Source organism: Streptomyces sp. GS7 (genome assembly GCF_009834125.1).
Lineage (GTDB): Bacteria > Actinomycetota > Actinomycetes > Streptomycetales > Streptomycetaceae > Streptomyces.
In genome coordinates this window covers 1,919,305-1,939,217 of the sequence record NZ_CP047146.1, presented here as the reverse complement: position 1 = coordinate 1,939,217, position 19,913 = coordinate 1,919,305, and the positions used below count along the sequence as shown (strand labels likewise).

The window sequence follows — 19,913 nt, the reverse complement described above, 5'->3', positions numbered from 1 at the left end:
CAACCCCAACCTCGACACTCCCCATCCTGCGTCGAGGTCGGCGGGTCGTCTCGTAGCGGCCTACCGTCGAGGTATGAGCGAGATTGTCGTTGTGTATGAGCTCGACAAGCCGGTGACGGTCCACAACTCCGGGGGCTTGTCACGCGGCGACGGACGACCTGTCCACCGAGTGCATGCGGCGCCTGCCGCCCCTGGAATGACCTCAGTCCCTGGTCCACGGACCTTCTGCGGCAAGGACACGTTCGCCATGGAAACGGCCTCGTGGAAGCCTTCGGAAAATCCCGGTTCCTCGTGGTACACCCCGAAGTACGCGCGCCAGGTCTGCACCGCCTGCGATGACGTGGTGGGCAACGGCTGAGAGCGCGAGCGTCGGGTGGCCACGGCCGTCTGATGCGAAACGACGAGTCGGGGAGCCGCTGGCCCTCGCCCGCGCAGGACGCTGATCCATGCCTGGACGTCGCTCAGGATGCCTTCGGGCACCGTGGCGGCGAGGCGGGCGACGGCGGCTTCATCCGTGCTGACGCTGCGGTCTTCGTCGGTGATCAGCATGCTTCGCGCCTCCGACGTCGGAGCACCGCACCGTCGCGAGCGGGCATTCCTCGCCTGGCTCGCCGAATACGCTGCTCAAGACCCCGACCAGCAACATCGGCAAGAACGGCGGCTGCTGCCGACTCCGAAGTGTGCAACAAGGGCTCGCCGAACCAGCGGCACGGCAACGGGGATATAACGCTACCGAGCGCAGCGGCCTCGTCGCTGCCCACCCCGAGGGCGAGCGACACCAGCACTCCGGTCCGCCATCCAGGCAAGAGCTGGCGCCCACCTCTGTCGGCGGTGGTCCTGCCGCTGTGGGCGGAAGCGGACCCGGGAGCCGGGGGCCCGACGGGCGATGGGGAGCGTACGAATCCGCCATCGCCCGATGGGAGACGCTCACCCGTCCCGCACCGGCGCCCACCGACGAGGCCGGACGCCTGCGCGCCGACTTCGTGGAGTGGATGCAGGGCCTTTCTATCGGGATCTCGTCAGTGGAAGGACCCGTTGACGTGCACGTTCGTCCGTCGTGGCGTGCGCGACAGGTGTTGCAGACGGGGAAGTGCGCGACACGTCAGCATCGCGACGGGTCGCGGTTTCTGTCGGCCATGAGGCGGCGGTATGCCTCGCGGATGGCCCCGAGTTCCTCATCGCGTTCCTCAAGAGTGCGTTGCAGGTCCAGGTTGTGCTGGCGGAGTTCTTCGAGCTGTTGCTCGATCACGGCGGTGGCCGGGGGTGCGCCGAGCCCGCTGCGCTGGTGAGCCTGCTCGCCGAGGAGATCGGAGAGCCGGTCTTCGAGGACGTGGATGTGCTGCTGGAGGCGGCGGTTGCGCTCAGCGAGGTTGGCGTTGTCCACGCGGAGCGAGGCCGCGCTGGTGGTCGCAGACTGCGCGCGAGGGGCAGGAATGGCCTGCTGGGCAGCGAGGACGGCGGCGTGGAGGTCCTGGTGCCGGTGCAGAAACGAGCGGTGGACGCCCGCTCGGGCGGCGACGGAGGAGATACTGATCTGCCCGGGATCTTCGGCCAGTTCGGCGAGGGCTTGCTGGACCCGGCTGCGGCGCCGGTCGGTGTCCGCGCGGCGGGCCGCCACCAGCGGGTGTGGATTCGTCATCGCGTCCTCACTCGGCCGGGGTGCGGGGTGTGCGGATGGTGGGCATGCCCAGGTCCACGCGCTGACGAGCCCCTCGCAGGGCGGTGATCGCCTGCTGGATCTGCTCGCGGTCGGCGTCGCTGAGCCGGTCGAGATCGGTCTCGATGCGGCGGATGAGCGCACGGAGCTGGTCGATCTGCTCGCTGGGTGGCATCAGCGCGGCGCGTGCCCAGTCGGTCAACTCGGCCGCAGCGGAGATGCGTTCACGGTCGGCGAGAAGTTGCTGCAGGTAGGACTTGAGCTCGGGCAGGTAGGAGGGGTCGCTGCGGAAGTGGCCGCAGCCGATGCAGGTGTATTTGAATGGGCATGCCTGCCCGCCGGCCTTGACGTTGCTCGGCTCGGTGCACATGCCGAAGGGGACGGCGACCTGGCCGACGGCGATGCGGGCCCGGTCGTCGACGAGCAGCGCCGCGGCCTGCTGGAAGACCCGGTTGCCGGCTCCGTCGAACTGGTGCCGGGCAACCTTGTCGACCGCTGAACGCAACCGCTGGGAGGACACCCGGTAGTACCCGGCCGTGGTCCGCAGACTGCGGTGAGACATCAAGTCCCGAAGCACATCGGGCGGGACACCAGCGTCGGCGTGACGCTGCGCGTAGGAGTGCCGGTAGGCGTAGGGGAAGACGGCGGCCGGGTTGAAGGGCAGGCCGTCGTGGTCGATCAGCAGGTGGGCGATGGTGTCCACGAAGATCCGGTGGGCGTTGCTGTAGGCGTCTGCGCCGATCGGCTTGGTACCGTCCCGGGTGCCGGCGTCTCTCGGGAACAGGACCAGCTGGTCCACCGGGGTGTCGGGGAACTGGGCTGTGGTGCCCTTCTTCTGCGCCGCAATGACCTGCGCGGTGTCGTTCGGGATCGGCAGGCGCCGGCCGGGCCGGTTGTTCTTAGGACTCCTAGCAAAATGAGCTGTACTGCCTTGGAATGACAGGCCGTCAGCCGGTGTTGTGCCTCTGTCTGGTGTTGTGGTGGGGGCGTTGGGCATGGTGCAGCGGAGGCCGTGGGAAGTCGAGGACGGGTTGTGGGAGCGGATTGCCGGGCTGCTGCCGGTGATTGAGCGCCGCGTGAGGTATCCGGGTCGCAAACGGCTCGATGACCGGCGGGTGCTGAGCGGGATCCTGTTCGTGCTGTACACCGGCATCCCTTGGGAGTTCCTGCCCCAGGAGCTGGGATACGGCTCGGGCAGCACGTGCTGGCGCAGGCTGCGCGACTGGCATCAGGCCGGGGTGTGGCAGGCTCTTCACGAACTGCTGCTGGCCGAGCTACGTGCGGCCGGGCTGCTGGACTTCTCCCGGGCCGCGGTCGACGGCTCCCATCTGCGGGCGATGAAGGGCGGCGCGAAGACCGGGCCCTCACCGGTGGATCGGGGAAAGACAGGCAGCAAGCACCACGTGATCACCGAAGCGCACGGCATCCCGCTGGCGGCCACGCTCACAGGCGGAAACCGCCACGACGTCACCCAGCTCATGCCGCTGGTCCACGCCATACCGGCCGTCAAAGGCAAGCGGGGGCGCCCCCGAAAGCGCCCCGACGCTCTGTTCGCCGACCGCGCCTACGACTCCGACACCTACCGCCGCGAACTGCGCGAGGTGGGCATCCGCCCCCTCATCGCCCGCCGCGGCACCCAGCACGGCTCCGGTCTGGGCATTCACCGATGGGTCGCCGAAGCAGCCTTCGCCCTCCTGCACTGGTTCCGGCGCCTGCGCATCCGCTGGGAGATCAGAGAAGACCTCCACGAAGCTTTCCTCATCCTCGGCTGCAGCATCATCTGCTGGCGACGCCTGAAAACCTCATTTTGCTAGGAATCCTTAAAGTCGGTGTAGATCAGGACCGGCTGGCCTGTGCTGTCGTGAACCAGGCAGTCCCAGGGCAGCGCGCAGACTTCGTCCGGGCGGCGCCCGGTGTCGATCAGGATCTCGGTAATCCGCCGCTCAGCGACACCGCAACGCTCCTCCAGGACGTGGAGGTTGGCACTGATGGCACGAATGATGTGCGGGGGAAGGTCTCTTCCGGCCTTGTCCCTGTCGGGCTCGACGGGGACGTCTCCGCGCCGCAGGCTGAAGTCACCCGGCAGCCCAGCGGCCGGGCCGCCGGCGCGGGTGAGACCCAGCTGGCGGGCCTCGTCGAGGAGCCGGCGGGCCAGCCGGATCAGCCGGATCCGGCTGTCCAGGGTCATCTGCCCCGTGCGCTCGGCGTGAGCCATTCGGTTGCAGAACGTCACGATGTCCGAGCGGCCCAGCAACGCCTGCACCTCACCGCCCTCGGAGGCGCTCAGGTGCAGGCTCTCCGAGAGAAGGGTGATCGCGCTGATCACCTGGCGGGGCTGGCTGGCCTGCTGTTTGCCGTAGCGCAGGGGCAGGTCCTCGACCGTCCATTCCTTGACGGTCTCGCGCAGCCAGCGCTGGCGGATCGGCGTGAAGTCCAGGGTGCCGGGCAGGCCGAAGACCTGCAGATTCCACCGGTCACGGCGGGATTCCACGGCCGGGCTGGACAGTTGGCAGTACAGCTCCTTGGTCAGCGATCGCAGCAGGGCGCCGGCGTCGGTGCGGATGCTGGTGCTGGGGACGTCGGTCAGGTCCAGCAGCGAAGCGGCTCTGCGCGAGTGCAGGAGGTTGATCAGGTGACGCAGGGCGGTCGGAAACGTCCGCAGGCCCAGGTCGGTGCGCTGTTGCAGGGCGAGCAGGACCTCGAACCTGACCCGTTCGGGAAGCGGCGTGAGGATGTTGACCTGTCCCACCGCCACGCTGGTCTGCCGTGCGAGCCAGTCGTCGAAGTCCTCGACGGTCAGAACCAGGGTTCTGCGCTGCTTGTTCCAGCGGGAATGGTGCGCGTGACACAACCCGAGGTCGACAGCGCTGGCGCGCCGGACGCAGGCAGCGGCCCGGCACTGGCCCAGATCGCTCAGCGGGCCCACCCCCGGCAGGGCCACCCACTGTTCCACCATCAGGTCGGCCCGCTGTTTGCGCTGCCAGGTGTGGGTGCGACACAACGCCTCCTGGCCCTGGCCGGGCCGCGGGCATCTGGTGACCGCGCAGGCCCGGTCCCCGAACCCTGGGCCGCCACCCGGCAGCCGCAGGAACTCCTCCCATGGCACCCGGGCGGACTTAAACCGCCTCGCGCACCGGTCACACAGCTTCGCGGACCGTCTCGGCAGCGGGGCCATGCAGTCCGCCACCGGACAGTCCTCCAGGCCCAGCAGCAGGTCGCGCCGGTCGGGTGTGAGCACGCCGGTCGCCTCGTCCCAGCCCGCGCGGACCAGGAAATCCGGACGCAGGCGGGCACGCAGCCGGCCCAGGTCCTCCTGCTGAGGATCAACCGGCAGGGCGCGAAGGGCAGTCGCACTCACCAGTCCACCTCGCCCGGGATCTCACGGGGCAGCGGCACGCCCTCCACCGCTGCCCGCAATCGCCGCGGATCGGGATGCAAATACGGCTCGCCGGAGGTGAACGAGGCATGACCCATGAGCTCCTTGAACTCGTCCAAGGTCGCACCGGCGGCCACCACGCCCGAACCGAATGCGTGGCGGGCCATGTGCGGATGAATCCCGCGCTCCAGCTCAGCCCGCCGCGAAAGCGCCTCCAGCAGCTCGTTCAACGCCTGCGGGCGCATCGGCGCCCCCAGCGGCGCTCGGAACAGGTTCACCAGCAGGAAGTCACACCCCTGGGCCGGCCGGCAGACATCACGCTCGGCCATGAACCGGTCGTAAGCCTGCACCACCAACCAGTCCGCCGGAATCGGCCGATGCCGACGTGACTTGGCCGCGGCCCCGTTCACATTCTCCCGGCGCCGGACATGCAGGTGAGCCCCGGCGATGCCGCAGCCCAACCGCGAGGCATCCGCGACGAAGTGGACATCCTCGCGGCGGATCCCGGTCAACTCGCCCCGACGCAAACCCATCCGCCACATCGCCACAATGATGAACCGGTCCCGGGCGTTCCGGCACACCCGCAGCAACCCCAGGATCTCCTCCGGCGACGCCGCGTCCACCAGCGACTCGGCCTCCCGCAGCCGGTGGCGAGCCCGAGACCGCCACCGGGCCTGCCCCTCCCCGCGCAACTCCAGCGGCAGATCCCAGTCCGGAACCAGGTCGTAGAGCGGCTCCAACGCCGTCGGCTCCGCCAACCCCGTCGAGACCGCGAACCGGATGAACTCCCGTACCGCGGAAAGTACACAGTTCACCCGCCGGGCACCACGAACGGGGCGGTCCAGCACAACCAGGTTCTCTCCGCCGCCAGCATCGTGCTGCAACCAGTGCACGAACCTGCCCAGCCGAACCGTCGCCTGCGGCCAGCCCATCCCGATTCGCGCGCACCACCGCAAGTACAACGCGATCGACGTCGCATACGCACGCGTCGTGGACTCCGCCAGATCCCGACCCAACCGGGCATTGATCAAGAACTCGTCAGCCGCAGCCACCGGCTCAAGCCCGCCATCGACCACCGTCCAGTAGGTCACCCCGGCCGGCAGCCGCACCGGAAACGACCGGAACCCCTCCACCACATCGCTCACGAAGCACTACGAACTCACACCAAGCCCAAGCACGACATGCCCGACGCACCGACAGAACCTGTAGTGCACACGGACGGACCATCCTCAACGCGACAGTGCACGCCACCCCCAGCACCCCGACGAAAGGGCCTTCCCGCTGGCTGGGTGACCGCCACTCCAGGGCTTGGCCGACCGGCTCAACTCACTGCACTCGGCAACGGCGTGGTCCCCCAACAGGCTGCCCGAGCCGTGCAGTTGCTGGCTCCACCCTCCCCTCACCGCCCCCGCTGCACCGCGCCGTAAGGCTCCACTACCACCTTTCTCCGGCCGTACCAAATCGCAGAATCTCCGCATCCTCTTACTCATGCCCACTTGCGAACGGAGCACCGCCGTGAACTCCAGAAGAGCGCGCCGCACCTCGCCCCCACCCTGCTCGCTCACTCCTTTGGATCCGCTATGCCCGACCCCAGCAAGGCCACCCCCGAGCCGTTCCGCGTAGCAGACGGCGATCTCGACGCTCTCGCAAGCACCCTCGCCAAGACCATGGCGGAGGTACGTCAGCACGGTGTCATCCTCGACCGCCTCGGTTCCGAGACCGACTCCGCCTCTCAGTCCACCAGCGACATTCCCGCCGCAGAGGCTACAGACGCCGACAAGGCCGACGGCCCGACCTCGGTGTTCATCCTCGCCTTGGGAGGCGTGTCATACGCCGTCGAACTGGCCGCCCTCAGCCGCTGGGTGAACTACCTGTTCCTGCCCGTCTACGGACGGGAGATCAGCACCACCCGACCGTGGTGCGCACAGTGGCACGAGCACCCCGAGGCCGTTGCCCGGCTGCACGCACTCTGGCTCGCATGGCAGCAGCTCACTGATACCGAGGCCGGCCTGTCCGGTCCTTCGACGTGGCATCGCGACCACCTCGACCAGGCACTGGCCCACCTCCGTGCTCCCGATGGCCCCTTCGCCGCGTGCACGACCAGCCCGACCCGGCCCAACCATCGCGTGCTGGCCACCCCCGCGCCCGAGCCGGCCCAGCAGCCGAACGTTCGGAGGTCGATGTGAACCGCGCACGCTTCGCCTTCGCCGCGCACCCTGACGCCATCGCGGACCTGCGCGAACTCCCGGACGACATACGCGACCTGGCGCTGCTGGAACTGCAGAACCTGGTCCACGGCAGCGACGACTGCCTGCCCCTGAAGGGCCCCCTCGCGGGCTACCACAAAGTCTACGTCGACCCGGCCGTTTCCTACCGGATGGTCATCCAGTTCCGCCCGGCCCCGCCGACCTCTACCCACAAGCGCGAGATCTACCTCGTTGCCGCCGGCACTCGGAAGGACTACGCGGTCTACCGCGCGGCCCATCTCCGCACCGGCCCCCGCCAGGACATCGAAGCAGATTCGGCGGCCGAGGCGCGCGTGCAGGCAGCCCGATCCCGCTCTCCCTACGCGGTCGACCAGACAGCGTCCCTCCCGGCCGCCGCACCTGCGGCAGCCCGCCCCACCGCATCAGTCTCTCGAAAGGCCCCCCTGCGATGACCGCCGACCGCACCCCCATGGCCCGCGCCGAACTGGCCGGACTGCTCGCCGACGCCGCGCAGAGCGTCTCCGGCGTCCTGACCACTGAGTACCCCACTTCCCCCAGCCGCTCGTACCTGCATCCCGTTCTCGGCGCGCTCTCGGCAGGCCCCCGGGTGGTCTGCGAGCTGAACGACCGACTCGAAGGATTCGTCCTCGAAGAGCCGCTCCCCGCCACCCCCGCCGGTCTGTTCACCCTGGCGTCGTACGCCTCCGCACTCGGCTGGCTCACCGAGTCCCTCGCAGAGCTGACCGCCGCCGTGGACCAGATCTACACGCGAGTCGGCATCCCCACCGAGCCGCAGGACCCGGCCTTCACCGCACCCACACCGACCGAGCCTGACAGCGAGTTCGACTTCGCGTTCAGCGCGCTGGAACTGGCCGCGATCCGCACCGCCGCCGAGGCCGCCGGCCTCACCCCCGGCGACTACGTCGAGGTCCTCTCACAGTCCCTCCTTGCTGCCTCGCGGATCACCGACGCCTGCATGGAAATCTCCAGCGGCCTACTCGAAGACGCCGCCTACGTCCTCGGCGAGGCGACCGACCACGTCTGGATCGGCGACGGCCCCGACAGCCTGCCCACCCTGGTGCGCTCCCTGCTGGCCCGGATGGAGACGGCAGAGTGAATCCCCACGACCCGGCCAAGCGGCCCGGCGCGCACTTGGTCGCCGAGGAGTTCGGCGTCGAGGACCCCTGGGCGCTGACCGACAACCGCCCGCTACGCGACCCGCGCAACCTCGTCGGGAGGATGGTCGCCGAGGCCGCCCGCGATGTCGACGAGCTGCACGGCGAACTGACCCGCGCCGCCAAGTCCGCGATCGAGGTTCTGGAACCCATCAGGCGCGGCGAACACACCAGCATGCGCGGCTGGTACGGGATCCTGCGCGCCACTGGCCCGCAGATCGAGTTGCTCGTCGCCCGCCGGGGTGCGGCCTACGAGCAACTGAACCAGGCCGTGTCCAACTACCGCCGCCTCCTACCCGAGTCCGACGCCGCTCCGACCTCGAAGGAACCGCGCCAAAGCGTGGACCTGGCCCCGGAGCAGGCCCCGGAGCAGGACGGCGACTGGACCATCGCTGACGCTCGCCAATTCGCCGCTCTCGAAGCAGTCGAGGCAGTCGAGGCAGGCGACCTGCGATTCCACCAGAGCGCGGTCTACGGCTACACGTGGCTCTCCGACGGATCCGGTATTCGGCCGAAGGCGCTGGCCGAGACCACCGAGCGGCTGCTCGCGGACGGGCTGCTGGAGAAGGACACCAGCACGTCCTCGTACCGCCCTGGACAACTCCTGTCGCTCACACCGCAAGGCGAGGCAGCCCTCCAGGACAGGCGACCGACTGCACCACGCGTTTCCGCTGCCCTCAGCCGCAGCCAGCCCGGCCCGACTCCGGGAGTCACCAACAGCGCTGCCGCTTCCCACGTCGGCACGGCTGCGAAGCCCTCCCGCACCCGCTGAACCCCGAGGAAGGAAAACCCCATGTCCACCGCGATCTACACCCGCCGCCTTGTCGAGCACCGGTACGGCCGTCCTTTGGAGGAACTGCGGCAGGGCAATGCCTCCGGTCGCTCCGACGACCCTGTCCTGCCGATCCTGCTGCGCCGGCTCGGCGGCCTCACCCAGACCGGCGCCAATGCCCGATCCGCCCGCCGCAACCTCGATGCGGCCTGGCAGCGGTGCCGATCCGGCGAACACGCCCTCAACGATCTCGTGGTGCGGTACGCAACCGAAGTCGTCGACCTCGAACGCCAGGAGCAGACCGAGGCGGAAGCGGTCTGGGACCTGCTGGATGTCCGCCTCCTGCTGGACCGCCCTTCAACTCAGCGGCCCTCGGCCCATCGAGCGGTTCCTGCACCTGACAATCAGGACCTTTTGGCCATCGCCCGCGAGGTCGCCGCCGGCCTGCAGCGCCTCAACCGCGAGGCGTTGCGTCGGGGCCTGCGCGACCGCGGCATCCGCGTCAGCAACCGCCGCCTTGGCGCGGTGCTCCAGAGGCTCCGAGCGGAGAGTGCCTCCCGCTGACCTCTCGGCCTCACCGCATATCCGCAAACCCCCTTGTATCCAACGGAGTTCGTCCCATGCCCACCACCGTGCAGCCCTCCGTCACCTCCATCGGCTCGGTCGATGCCCAGCGCGTCGAGGGCGCGCTTTCCCTTATAGCACCGAAATGGACCACCTGGTCGGCGCAGACCCTGGCGCAGCAGGGCCGCCCCATGCGTGTGTGTGACGTTGCCGCCAGGCTCCCCTTCGTCAGCGAGCAGTTCATCGGGAAGCGGCTGGCCCAGATGCACTCTGATGGGCTGGTCACCCGAGCCCACGATCGCCACGGGGCTCCGTACCAGCTCAGCGCATCCGGCGAATCACTGTCTCGGGTGCACCGTGCCCTTTCGGACTGGTCCCAGACCAACCTGTCGCTCGGCCAGGTAGCCGGTGCCGAACGCGTCGAGGACGCTGTGCGCCGTCTGCACCTGCGGCATTCGACCGCCGTGATCCAGGTTCTCGACGCGGGCGGCCCCATGCGGTTCGTCCACATCGCCGAGGAGGCCGGCCTGGACAACAGCTTCACCCGGCAGCGGCTCAACCGGCTTCAGACCGATGGCCTGGTCGCCCGTACCGGGCCGCGCCACGGCGACCCCTACGTTCTGACCGACGCGGGGCGGGCGCTGGGCCCCGTCTACGCAGCCGTCGAGCACTGGAGTAATCCCGTTGCCGCGCGGGAGCACTCGGCGCCCCCGGTCCCCGTCGCGTCGGCCACCCGTACCCACACCGGCGTCTCGCTGGCGTCGGACGGCATCCGAACCACAGCGGCCCTGTGCCGGAGCACCGCCGCGCCGAGCGCCCTCTTCAGCCACGCACCCCAGCCACAACCGCGGGTGCCGGCGGCCGTCACCGCCCAGTCGGCCTCCTCTCGGGGCCGGTGATCCGCGTGGCACTGAGAGCCAGCCGCGTCTCCCCATCGCCATGGCGCCCGCGTGCCGCCGAGCAGCCTGTTCCGCTGCGCACGCGGGCGCGTTCCCCTCCTACGCGCTCGGAGCCTCGACCATGAACACCCAGCAGCCCTACGACCAGCATCCCTTCCAAGAGGTACTGGTCAGCCCCATGTACCTGGCCGGCTCCAACGGGACCGGCGACGCCGGATTCGCCCCCGTCGCTCACTGGCCGCACCACTACCTCGACAAGGGCCCCTGCCAGCTCCTCGTCACCTCGCCCGACCAGAGGATTCGTATCGGCTGGTTCGGTGACGACTTCGAGCTGTGGAAGATCACCGCAGCCGGGGACGCCGTCTCCGCACCCAGCTGGACGGCGACCTTCAACCATGTCACCCCGGCCGAGATCGTCGCCGGTCTCACCACCGCTCTGGCCCACGACTACGCCGAAGCCGACGCCTACGACGGCAACGGTCGCTATCTGGCGGACCCATCGTTGAACTGGGCTGACGCCGTCCGGCCACTGACCGATGCCGGCTGGACCCGCGACGGCGGGGCCGAGCGCGGCACCGTCGAGATCATGGCCCCTGACGGACAAGCAGGCGTCCTGATCGACAACCGCCTGTCCGGCTGGGACGACGAAACCGTCACGCTGTGGGCCGGTCCACCGGGCTGGGGCACCCGCTCAGAGGCGGTCTTCACAGCCCGCACTCCCTCCCACCTGATCGCCGCGACGGCAGCCGCCATGACCGATCCAGCCCCGGTGATGCGTGAGCGGCACCAGCTCGATCGCAAGGTGGAGAAACTGGTCACGCTCACTCCTGTCGGCCCGACCGTCCCCCAGGTTCCTCGGGCTCCGACCCCACTCGACGTGCGCCGCACCGCTGTCACCCAGGCCGTCCAACGGGCCACACGTTTCCCGCAGACAGCCGCCGACCTCCGGGTCATGGCCGCCCGCAGCCGCACGGCGGCTTCGGCACAGAGGCGGTCGAGCAATCCCGCACCCGCTCTCGGCGCTAGGCCGCTGACCAGCCCGTCGACCCCACGCCGTAGCCGCTAACCCCGGCTCCGAGCCTTCCGGGGCATCCCCTCTGCCCGAAGCACCATCTCCGAATGCCAGGAGTTCCGCCATGCCCGACACCACTGCGCTCGACCAAGCCACAGCCATGATCGAGAAAGCCTAGAGCCGCCCTATTGTGACTGAGCGTTGCACTTGGCCAGTTGAGCGTCAGAACGTGTCGGATAGCCCTTCGCCGAGCGGGTGACGCTGCCAGGTGCTGTTTGGCGTCTACTTCCCTCCCGGCGGGTGTGCCGAAGAGGGTGTTGTGGCCGGTACTGAATCGTGGGCGTCGAGGGGAGTCGTGAGCTGTACTGAGATTTGTGGAGTTCCTGAAGCCAGGGTTACGGTCCTGGCAAAGGAGAACCACCCGCACCATGGCAGCACCCCGTAAATACCCCGACGAGCTCCGCGAGCGCGCGATCCGTGAGGTCCGCGCCACCGGCCGCCCCATTGCCCATGTCGCGAAGGACCTGGGCATCCACAAAGAGGCCCTTCGCGGCTGGGTCCGCCAGGCCGAGGCCGACCGCGGCGAGCGCGATGACCGGCTGACCAGCGCCGAGCAGGACGAGCTCAGGCAACTCCGCAAACAAGTAGCGGAGTTGAGGCGAGCGAACGAGATCCTCAAAGCCGCCTCGGTGTTTTTTGCCCAGGAGATCGACCGTCCCCGGACGAGGCCGAGCAGGTGATAGACCACCTGCGTGACAAAGACCTCGGGGTCGATCCCGTCTGCCGGGTGCTTCAGCTGTCACCCTCGACGTACTTCGCCCGCAAGAAGCGGCCGAAGTCGGCCCGTTGGCTCCGTGACGCACAGCTGATGCCACTGATCGAGGGGATCCACGCGGAGTCGGGCGGCACGTATGGCGCCCGCCGGATCACCCGCGCGCTTCGGCGCAAGGGCGTGGATGTGGCCCGCTGCACCGTCGAGCGCCTGATGGCCGAGCTGGGCCTGGAAGGCGTCATCCGTGGCCGGCGGCGCCGCACCACGGTTCCGGAGCCGTCGGCGCCCCGCCCGCCGGACCTGGTCGACCGCGACTTCACCGCGAGCCGGCCCGATCAGTTGTGGGTCGCGGACATGACCTATGTGAGGACGTGGTCGGGCTGGACATACGTGGCGTTCGTTCTGGACGTGTACTCCCGGATGATCGTCGGCTGGCAGGTCGCGAACCACATGCGGACCGAACTCCCACTGGACGCACTTGAGATGGCCCTGTGGAGACGGAGGATCAAGAAGGACTCCGGCCTCATTCATCACAGCGACCGCGGGTCGCAACCTGGTCTCAACCGGTCGTCGCAACACCGGCGTGATCAGGTGTTGCGACGACCGGTTGAATCCACCCAATACGTATCCATTCGCTACACCGACCGGCTCGCCGACATCGGCGCCTCCGCGTCCGTCGGCTCCGTCGCGGACTCGTACGACAACGCGATGGCCGAGGCACTGAACGGCACCTTCAAGGCCGAGCTGATCGAGATGCAGGGCCCCTGGACCGGCTTCGACCAGGTCGAGCGGGCAATCTTCCAGTGGGTCACGTGGTACAACGAGGAACGACTCCACTCCGCCCTCGACTACGTACCGCCTGCCGAATACGAGCAGGACTACTGGCGGAGCCAGGAGCAGGTCCCGCAGTCCGCCTGAACCATCAACAACGGACTCTACGAAACTCGGGGCAGCTCATCGCGCCTGGCGGGGCACTGGTCTATCGGTCTGTGTCCTTCACCTCGGGCTGGTCCGGGCGCGGGAGGGTGAGTCCGGACGCACGAAAACTACGCGGACGCCAGTTCCACTCATCACCTCTTGGTGTAGTTGTTCTGGCGCTTAGCGTAAAAGCGGCTTTGCGGGACAGCCTCGTACCGGCCTCAGCACATGGACGGACTGGGGCAATGAGCCTGCGGGGGTGCCGTGTTCAAACGTTTCGGGCTGCTGGCCGCAGCGTGTGTTCTGCTGGTCGTCGCACCGGCCGGGTCGGCGTACGCGGATCCCGGAGATCTGGGGCTTTCCAGTCTGACGCATGTCGTCAGTAATGATCTGCCCGGGACTGGCCAGGTGGTGGGCGATCTGAGCCCTGAGCTGGGCGCTCTCATCGATGGCCCTGGTGGGGTGCTCTGACGGGGCGCCACCGCTTAGCCGGGGATCCGGTCACCACGGGGCGCCGGCTACGGCAGGGCCCCGTTGCACACGCTCCAGCAGCGGGCATACGACTGAAGGGGAGGCAGTGATGGTACGGAAGGTATGCGCTGCGGCAACGACGACTCGGACCACCCTCAGAGGCAGGACCGGCCGTGCGTGGCCGCGTGTGGTGGCCTGCGCGGTTACGGCGTTGGCTGTGACGGTGGGGTTTGCGTCGGCCCCTGCTTCCGCAGCCACAGCCAAAGCCACCGTGAAATACGACTACGGCGCCCGGCCCTATAACAGCTATCACGTAACAGCTGTCGTGACTGCCAAGAGCGACGACGGTGACCACTACACGATCGAAGGGTTGTTGATGGGCGATTGCCACCTCTCCTCCGGCGTCGAGCAGTACATGGCCCTGGAGTACGCCAGCAGCCGTGAATCCTGGAAAACGATCCAGGCACCTTGCCCCACCGAGGGAGGAGTCCGTTTCAGGGAGAGCGGTATTTTGTCCAATTCGGGTGACGGGAAGGTGCACCTGAGGGCCGGCGCCTGGGGCGGTACGATCGCGGGGAGTTGGGGCTGGGGTGACACGACCATCGTTGTCGTCTGACAGCGATGATGCAGCCGGCGGCACCGCAGGGCGTTGACGGTGTGCGTCATGGGCGTGAGTGCCGTTTCCTGTCCCAGCTGTCGGCGCGGGGCCGACTTCCCTGGGACAGGCGCCGGATCATGATGGTGATCAGTGTCCAGTTCAGGTGGGCTTCGGAGTGCTGGGGAAGGCGTTCATAGTCGCGCACGTTGCGTCGGGCGTTCATGATCCAGCCGATGGACCGTTCGACTTTCCAGCGGCGGGTTCTGGACGATGAAGCCTTTGCTGCCCCGGGGCCGTAGAACGGGCCGCCGGGATAACCGCAGTTGGCCTGCGGTCCATTCGGGCAGCAGATTACGGGCGTAGGCGGAGTCCGACCTGATCTGGGTGACTTGGGGATGCGTGAGCCGCAGGCGCCACAGGAGATCCCTGGCCATGACCTCGTCGCGGACGTCAGCGGCGGTCACCGACAACCAGGCTGCCGGCGCAGGCTGTCACGGTGAGGGCGTTGGCATCCTCGCGCCGGTTCCGGTCGGCCAGGCTCCGCAGCAGCTCGTCCCGGGCGACCGGCAGGTAGAACCAGCCGCCACCGGCCGCCGGCGGCCTCGACCAGTTTCTTCCATGCCTCGCGGTCCGCCTGGAGCCACAGGCCGTGGTCCAAGACGACGTCGTCCTGAACCACGGCCTGCCAGGTGCTCTACGAGCTGATGGCGGATGGCGTGGACGATGGGGCGTTCGCACTCGAAGTAGGTGTCTCGGGGCAGTCGACGCCGTAGCGGCCGTGGGCGGTCCTCGACCGGGCCTCACGCGGGTGGCACCGCTTCGCCGTGACACCCGCCGCCCTGCGCCCCCTGTCAAACCTCCGCCACGCTCCGCTCAAACCACCAACCCCGACGCTCAAGACACCCGTTGAGAGAGATCGCAGCGGCACTCGAAGAAGCCGCTCAACATCAACCCCACGGAACTTCCGCGTCGAGCCCTTTTCCACCGCTCCGCGGACGCGACCTACGCAGGCACCCTCATTCGCACCTTCACTACCGAGTTGGTGCCCCGACTGATGATGTAGAGGTCGTCGCCATCCACCGCCACACCGAGGGGATCCTTGAGGCCAGTGGCGACGGTGACGGGGGCTGGCGATCCGTTCTTGTTCACCCTCACCACCGAGCCGTCCTCCTCCTGCACGATGTAGAGGTACTCGCGGTCCTTCGCCACACTGCAGGGCGTGTTGAGACCGCCGGCAATGTTGGCGCGTGCCGACCCGTCCTTTTTCACCCTATCCACCGACCCGCCCTCCAAGTTGGTGAAGTAGAGGTACTCGCCGTCCATCACCAAAGCGGAGGGTCGATTGAGGTCGGTATCGGTGATGATGGTGTGGTGCGTGGGTTCCGACCCGTCCTTTTTCACCTTCATCACCGAGTCGTGGGGCGGCGGCGGAATTTTGCTATCCAGGTTGGTGAGGTAGAGGTACTCGTCATCCACCGCCACACCTCCGGGGCAAGTGAGCCTGCCGGCGATGGTTTTGTTGTGCGTGGGGTCCGTCCCGTCCTTTTTCACCCTCACCACCGAGCGGTCCTTGTCCGCGTCTACCGCGATGTAGAGGTACTCTCGATCCACAGTCACATCACAGGGCATGTCGAGGCCGGTGGCGATGGTGACGGGTTCTGACTTTACGTCCTTCTTGTTCACCCTCACCACCGAGCCTGCGGTCCCGCCGCTGCCCCACATTGTGACGTAGAGGTAGTCGCCTTCCAACGCTACACCGAAGGGCTTTTTGAGGCCGTTGGCGATGTGGTTGATGTCGTTCATGGTCCCTGCTTTCCGGTGTGTTGGGATGTGCGACAGACCGGCTGGCCTGGTGGTTTGGCGCGTGACCCGATCGGTTCCGGGACGCCGCGCATAAGGCCGTATAGGTGGCCAGCCGGAACGCGGCGGAAACGTGCCGTTGACTCAAGAATCAGATGCATGCATTTACTACGGTAGCCAGTTCCGACCGTATTCCGGCCGGCCCCCTATGTCAGCGCTGACGTCAGGCCGGCTCTGCACCTTGGCACATGCCAAAAGCATGCCCGTCGGAAGGCGGGACTGTGCGTCCAAGCGTCTATCTGGGGATAGATATCACCTATCCGGCCCCCACTCCTCGCTGGCAGGGGCACGTTTCCCCCGCACTCCGGCCGGCCCCCTTTCGAGCCTGCGGCTGAGGGCGAATTGGGGAACTTCCCCAGGTCACCCCTGAAGGAGCGGAGCCGGCCAAGAGTCTGTCCGGGGCGTTTTCTCCGCTTCCGGCCGACGGTGCGCGACACTGTTGGTGCCGGGAGTCTCGGTGGTTGTGCTCCTCTGGGGGTGGCCGCGGTTGGGTGTGCCGTCTCCAGGGTCCGGACGTGTTCCGAAGGGCAGGCCGCAGTCGGCTCGAAAATCGGCGTCGCGCGGGTCTCCACCCGCAACCATCACCCGAAACCCAGATCGACGCCCTCCGACAGCCAGCTTCGAGAAGATCTTCACCGACAGCTCGACATCACGACGAAGCCACTCCCGACAAACGCCAGCCACGTTCAGTAGCGGTCACGGCCGGGCCCGGCAGCAACTCGCGCCGGGCCCGCCTATCGACTCCGCCACGCCAACCGTGGCTACCCCAGCCGTCGTTGAGGTCTCCCGACACTCAACTGGCCAAGTACAACGCACACTGGCCAGCAAGAACGTCAGTCACACCTATCGAAGCTCTGGAATCCCTCGCAGTCCGTCGCCCCTGCGACGACCCGCTCCTGCGCTCAGCCATGCGCATCCGTTCGACCTTGGTCATCACCGACAACGCCGTGGCAGTGCACCAGGACCGTCTGCACGCCCTCACCCGGCCCGGCCATGTGCCGGCCTTCTACGACCTGGAACGGATCACCAGCTCAGCGGCGGACCTTCGCGTCGCCCAAGCGGAGAGCCGTACTTCATTGCAGGCCATCAGCCATGTCATCGAAGCGCGTGCCGCCTCCGCGACCGCGGAGCGGGCCCCAGCAGTCCGGCTGGCCCAGGCCGCTGTCGCCCGCTCCGGGCACGCGCCACGCGCTCTGGGCCAGGCGCCCGATCAGCCCGCTCCTTCCCCACTGTCGGCCCGTCGGTGGCCGGACCGGGGCCACGCCGCCAAGCGGTCAGTCGAGGCCGGTGTCGCCCTCGTCGTGGTGGGCGTCTCCGATGCGGGAACGCACCGCGCGGGCCAACTCCTCCAACGTCAGCTCAACGCGACACCCATCCGCGATCCGGCCCTCCATCGCCGATCCCTCGTCCATCCGCTCGTCGGACTGCGCACCGACAGCCCACTGGCCGTCGGCGACCATCGCAATGTCGCCCACCGTCCATGGCCGCCCGGCAGCACGGATCTTGCGCTCCAACCCGGCCCCGTCCCAGTGTCTGCTCGACTCCATCCCTACTCCCCCTTCGGTCCCGTGCGGCCCGTTGCCGCAACCCACCTAGGACATCCGCGTCCGCCGATCCATTCCCAGACCGTGAACTGTCTCCCGACAGCCACCAGTTCGCCCACGGCAGACGTCGCTTCGCGGGAAAGGACTACGCACTTCGGCACGCCGCATGTCAACGTACGGGTGTTGGGAAAACTGCAGGTCAACGAAGGGAACGTCCCACCGTGAACGCCTCCGCCACCCTCCTGCCCGCCATCGTCCACCCGGCCATGGAAGACCGTCGCTGGCTCTCCTCCGACCACTGCGCGGGCCCGGTTCTCGACCTCCTCGACGCCCTCGGCTGGGCAATCGTCGACACCCCGGAGGCCAACGTCCACGCGACGAGCCCGGACGGCCATGTCTACGTCGGCCGGCTCCCCGAGGACACCGCCGCCTAGAAGCGCGACATCGTCTGGCAGATCCGTGTACAGCCGACCGAAGGCAACCCGCGGGTCCAGGAGTTCAGCCTCTAAACCCCCGCCGAGGCCGTCGCCGGATTCATCGCCGCCCTCGTCGCCCACCGCTAACCGCGCCGCCACACCGCCTGCTCCGGACAGGACCGACCAACCAGGAGATTCCCACCGTGCGCATGCTCTCGCCCCCGCCATGGCATCGCCGCAAGTGCACCTACGCCCGACGCTGCACCTGCTTTCACCTGCCCCATCAGTACGGCCGCCGCCCCAAGCACGTCCGCCGCCGTCCCGCCCATCGAGCCGAACAACTCAGGTGGCAGCGCGACTTCGCTGAATGACCGCGCTCCCCCAATGCCTGCCGCACCCAGTGAACCGGTTGCCTCCCCTACCCACGAGGAATTCACCATGTCGTTTCGCGCTCCACTCACCAAGCACCACGCCGATGGCTCCGACTGCCCGGCGGACCACAAGCACACCAGGTCCGGCAAGCCGCTCCATCCCGACTGCCCTGGGCGCGAATTCACGCAGGCCATCTGCTCGTGCGGCGATTGGGAGATGAGGCATTCCGGCAAGGGCTACGTCAACGAGTGCCGCAAGCGGCGCCTCGCGCAGCACCGGCCCGCCAGCGTCTCCGCCTCGCCCGTGCTCCGCGACGTACCCCCCTTCAACATGCGCTGACGTGCTGACGTTCCGCCGCCCTTCCCACACTGTCCTGCTCCCCGGAGGTTCCTGTGCCCCGCAACCTGACCGTCGGCCACCTGCTCCGCCAGCTCCAGGCCCTTGACCCCAACCTGCCGATCCGCCTCGCTATCAACCCCGACTTCCCCTTCACCCACTACGTGGGGGCCGAGGTTGTCGTCCGGGACGGCAAGGCGTTCATCGCCGACGACGGCCAAGAGGACTACCTCCCGGTGGCGGTCAGCGACGCCCTCGCCTGGACCTGACCCATCCCACCGATACACCCCGGAGGCCCCTATCTCGTCGCCATCCCACCCTTCACACTTCCTTCCGCTACACGGCCTCGCCACACACCCCATGCCGAGCAACGTGCGCGGTGTACTGGTTGAGCGCGTCTCTGCCCTGCCCGACGGACCGCTCGACGTCACCTGGCTCGCCGCCGAAACCCCGAGACTCCCCCTTGGCCGCGTTCGCCTTCACTGGGAGCCCGCCTCCCTCGCAGGCTGGAACGTCACCGCTCACCTGGGCCTGGCCACCACCGAGGTACACCTCGCCTCCTGGCCTGCCGCCCCGGACGACTGGCCAAGCCTGGTCCGCCCGACCGTCCACGAGGTACTGGGCCTGTGCGCCGCTCTCGCGGTCGCGACCGCCGCCCTCGACCTCTCGAATCGCCTCGTCCAGGTCTGACCGAACCGCAGAAGGCCGCCCCGCGCCGATCAGGCAGGGGCGGCCTTGCCGTACGCCCCAACCGCGCGTTGCGTCCGCTCATCACCGACGGACGAGGAGGACACGATGGCCGACGACCAGCAGCTCTGGGGGTTTCCGGAGGTCGCGGCCCACCTGGGCATCCGTGTCCGCGCCGCCCGCAGCCGAAAGAGCCGGGGCAGCCTTGTGGGTGGACAGCGGGATTCCCCCGTTGGCGGACAGCAGAAGACGTGGCGGCCATGACTGCTCTGTGTGA

At 68.2% G+C, this 19,913-nt stretch carries 21 protein-coding genes; 15 read left to right on the top strand and 6 right to left on the bottom strand.

Features of this window, described 5'->3' with window-relative positions; all coding sequences use genetic code 11:
- Positions 1–73 precede the first annotated feature (73 nt).
- Positions 74–358, top strand: a complete 285-nt coding sequence (locus tag GR130_RS08250; protein ID WP_159504097.1) for a hypothetical protein — start codon at positions 74–76, stop codon at positions 356–358.
- 744 nt (positions 359–1,102) lie between these two features.
- Here the strand turns inward: GR130_RS08250 and GR130_RS08245 are convergent.
- Together GR130_RS08245 and GR130_RS08240 are read right to left on the bottom strand one after the other, a co-directional pair.
- Complete coding sequence (locus GR130_RS08245) at positions 1,103–1,639, bottom strand: DUF6262 family protein (RefSeq protein WP_159504096.1); 537 nt, start codon at positions 1,637–1,639, stop codon at positions 1,103–1,105.
- Positions 1,640–1,646: 7 nt separating this feature from the next.
- Positions 1,647–2,456: a hypothetical protein gene (locus GR130_RS08240; protein ID WP_201304832.1), complete on the bottom strand. Its 810-nt coding sequence runs from the start codon at positions 2,454–2,456 to the stop codon at positions 1,647–1,649.
- A 196-nt stretch (positions 2,457–2,652) separates the two neighbouring features.
- Between GR130_RS08240 and GR130_RS08235 the strand changes: the two genes are divergently transcribed.
- A complete protein-coding gene (locus GR130_RS08235) occupies positions 2,653–3,471 on the top strand; it encodes an IS5 family transposase (protein ID WP_159503645.1) in 819 nt (272 codons plus the stop codon).
- On the opposite strand, the gene GR130_RS08230 is transcribed toward GR130_RS08235, so the two are convergent.
- Both GR130_RS08230 and GR130_RS08225 read right to left on the bottom strand, forming a co-directional pair.
- Positions 3,468–5,015 carry a hypothetical protein gene (locus tag GR130_RS08230; RefSeq protein WP_159504095.1) on the bottom strand — a complete coding sequence of 516 codons (1,548 nt, stop codon included), beginning with the start codon at positions 5,013–5,015 and terminating at the stop codon, positions 3,468–3,470. The genes GR130_RS08235 and GR130_RS08230 overlap by 4 nt on opposite strands.
- The gene (locus GR130_RS08225; protein WP_236572938.1) at positions 5,012–6,178 is read right to left on the bottom strand and encodes a tyrosine-type recombinase/integrase; all 1,167 of its coding nucleotides are present in this window, start codon (positions 6,176–6,178) and stop codon (positions 5,012–5,014) included. The genes GR130_RS08230 and GR130_RS08225 overlap by 4 nt, the downstream gene beginning before the upstream one ends.
- A gap of 435 nt (positions 6,179–6,613) precedes the next feature.
- Here GR130_RS08225 and GR130_RS08220 point away from each other — a divergent pair, with 435 nt between their 5' ends.
- The 9 genes from GR130_RS08220 to GR130_RS08180 all read left to right on the top strand — a co-directional run bounded on the left by GR130_RS08220 (position 6,614) and on the right by GR130_RS08180 (position 14,439).
- Positions 6,614–7,219: a DUF4913 domain-containing protein gene (locus tag GR130_RS08220; protein ID WP_159504094.1), complete on the top strand. Its 606-nt coding sequence runs from the start codon at positions 6,614–6,616 to the stop codon at positions 7,217–7,219.
- The gene (locus tag GR130_RS08215) at positions 7,216–7,692 is read left to right on the top strand and encodes a hypothetical protein (protein WP_159504093.1); all 477 of its coding nucleotides are present in this window, start codon (positions 7,216–7,218) and stop codon (positions 7,690–7,692) included. The genes GR130_RS08220 and GR130_RS08215 overlap by 4 nt, the downstream gene beginning before the upstream one ends.
- Complete coding sequence (locus GR130_RS08210) at positions 7,689–8,357, top strand: hypothetical protein (protein WP_159504092.1); 669 nt, start codon at positions 7,689–7,691, stop codon at positions 8,355–8,357. The genes GR130_RS08215 and GR130_RS08210 overlap by 4 nt, the downstream gene beginning before the upstream one ends.
- A complete protein-coding gene (locus GR130_RS08205; protein ID WP_159504091.1) occupies positions 8,354–9,187 on the top strand; it encodes a hypothetical protein in 834 nt (277 codons plus the stop codon). Before GR130_RS08210 ends, GR130_RS08205 begins: the two co-directional genes overlap by 4 nt.
- Before the next feature lie 21 nt (positions 9,188–9,208).
- Positions 9,209–9,751, top strand: coding sequence for a hypothetical protein (locus GR130_RS08200; protein WP_159504090.1), 543 nt, complete (start codon positions 9,209–9,211; stop codon positions 9,749–9,751).
- 56 nt (positions 9,752–9,807) lie between these two features.
- Positions 9,808–10,650 carry a winged helix-turn-helix transcriptional regulator gene (locus GR130_RS08195; protein ID WP_159504089.1) on the top strand — a complete coding sequence of 281 codons (843 nt, stop codon included), beginning with the start codon at positions 9,808–9,810 and terminating at the stop codon, positions 10,648–10,650.
- 121 nt (positions 10,651–10,771) lie between these two features.
- On the top strand, positions 10,772–11,716 hold the full coding sequence (locus GR130_RS08190) for a DUF317 domain-containing protein (RefSeq protein ID WP_159504088.1): 945 nt from the start codon (positions 10,772–10,774) through the stop codon (positions 11,714–11,716).
- A gap of 374 nt (positions 11,717–12,090) precedes the next feature.
- Positions 12,091–13,352 (top strand): IS3 family transposase gene (locus GR130_RS08185; protein ID WP_443043583.1). Its coding sequence is split into 2 segments (ribosomal slippage): positions 12,091–12,355 and positions 12,355–13,352, totalling 1,263 coding nucleotides; the frame shifts between segments, so codons are not numbered across the junction.
- Positions 13,353–14,094: 742 nt separating this feature from the next.
- A complete protein-coding gene (locus GR130_RS08180; RefSeq protein ID WP_159504087.1) occupies positions 14,095–14,439 on the top strand; it encodes a hypothetical protein in 345 nt (114 codons plus the stop codon).
- A gap of 984 nt (positions 14,440–15,423) precedes the next feature.
- Here GR130_RS08180 and GR130_RS08170 read toward each other — a convergent pair.
- Both GR130_RS08170 and GR130_RS08160 read right to left on the bottom strand, forming a co-directional pair.
- Positions 15,424–16,224 (bottom strand): hypothetical protein, encoded by an 801-nt coding sequence (locus tag GR130_RS08170; RefSeq protein WP_159504086.1) that lies wholly within the window; start codon positions 16,222–16,224, stop codon positions 15,424–15,426.
- Between the two features lie 1,331 nt (positions 16,225–17,555).
- A complete protein-coding gene (locus GR130_RS08160; RefSeq protein WP_159504085.1) occupies positions 17,556–17,828 on the bottom strand; it encodes a hypothetical protein in 273 nt (90 codons plus the stop codon).
- Between the two features lie 218 nt (positions 17,829–18,046).
- Between GR130_RS08160 and GR130_RS08155 the strand changes: the two genes are divergently transcribed.
- The 4 genes from GR130_RS08155 (at position 18,047) to GR130_RS08140 (ending at position 19,639) form a co-directional block, all read left to right on the top strand.
- On the top strand, positions 18,047–18,259 hold the full coding sequence (locus GR130_RS08155) for a hypothetical protein (protein WP_236572937.1): 213 nt from the start codon (positions 18,047–18,049) through the stop codon (positions 18,257–18,259).
- Positions 18,260–18,679: 420 nt separating this feature from the next.
- Positions 18,680–18,952, top strand: coding sequence for a hypothetical protein (locus tag GR130_RS08150; RefSeq protein WP_159504084.1), 273 nt, complete (start codon positions 18,680–18,682; stop codon positions 18,950–18,952).
- Positions 18,953–19,005: 53 nt separating this feature from the next.
- Positions 19,006–19,218 carry a hypothetical protein gene (locus tag GR130_RS08145; protein ID WP_159504083.1) on the top strand — a complete coding sequence of 71 codons (213 nt, stop codon included), beginning with the start codon at positions 19,006–19,008 and terminating at the stop codon, positions 19,216–19,218.
- Positions 19,219–19,309: 91 nt separating this feature from the next.
- Positions 19,310–19,639: an esterase gene (locus GR130_RS08140; RefSeq protein ID WP_159504082.1), complete on the top strand. Its 330-nt coding sequence runs from the start codon at positions 19,310–19,312 to the stop codon at positions 19,637–19,639.
- The last annotated feature ends 274 nt before the right edge of the window (positions 19,640–19,913 follow it).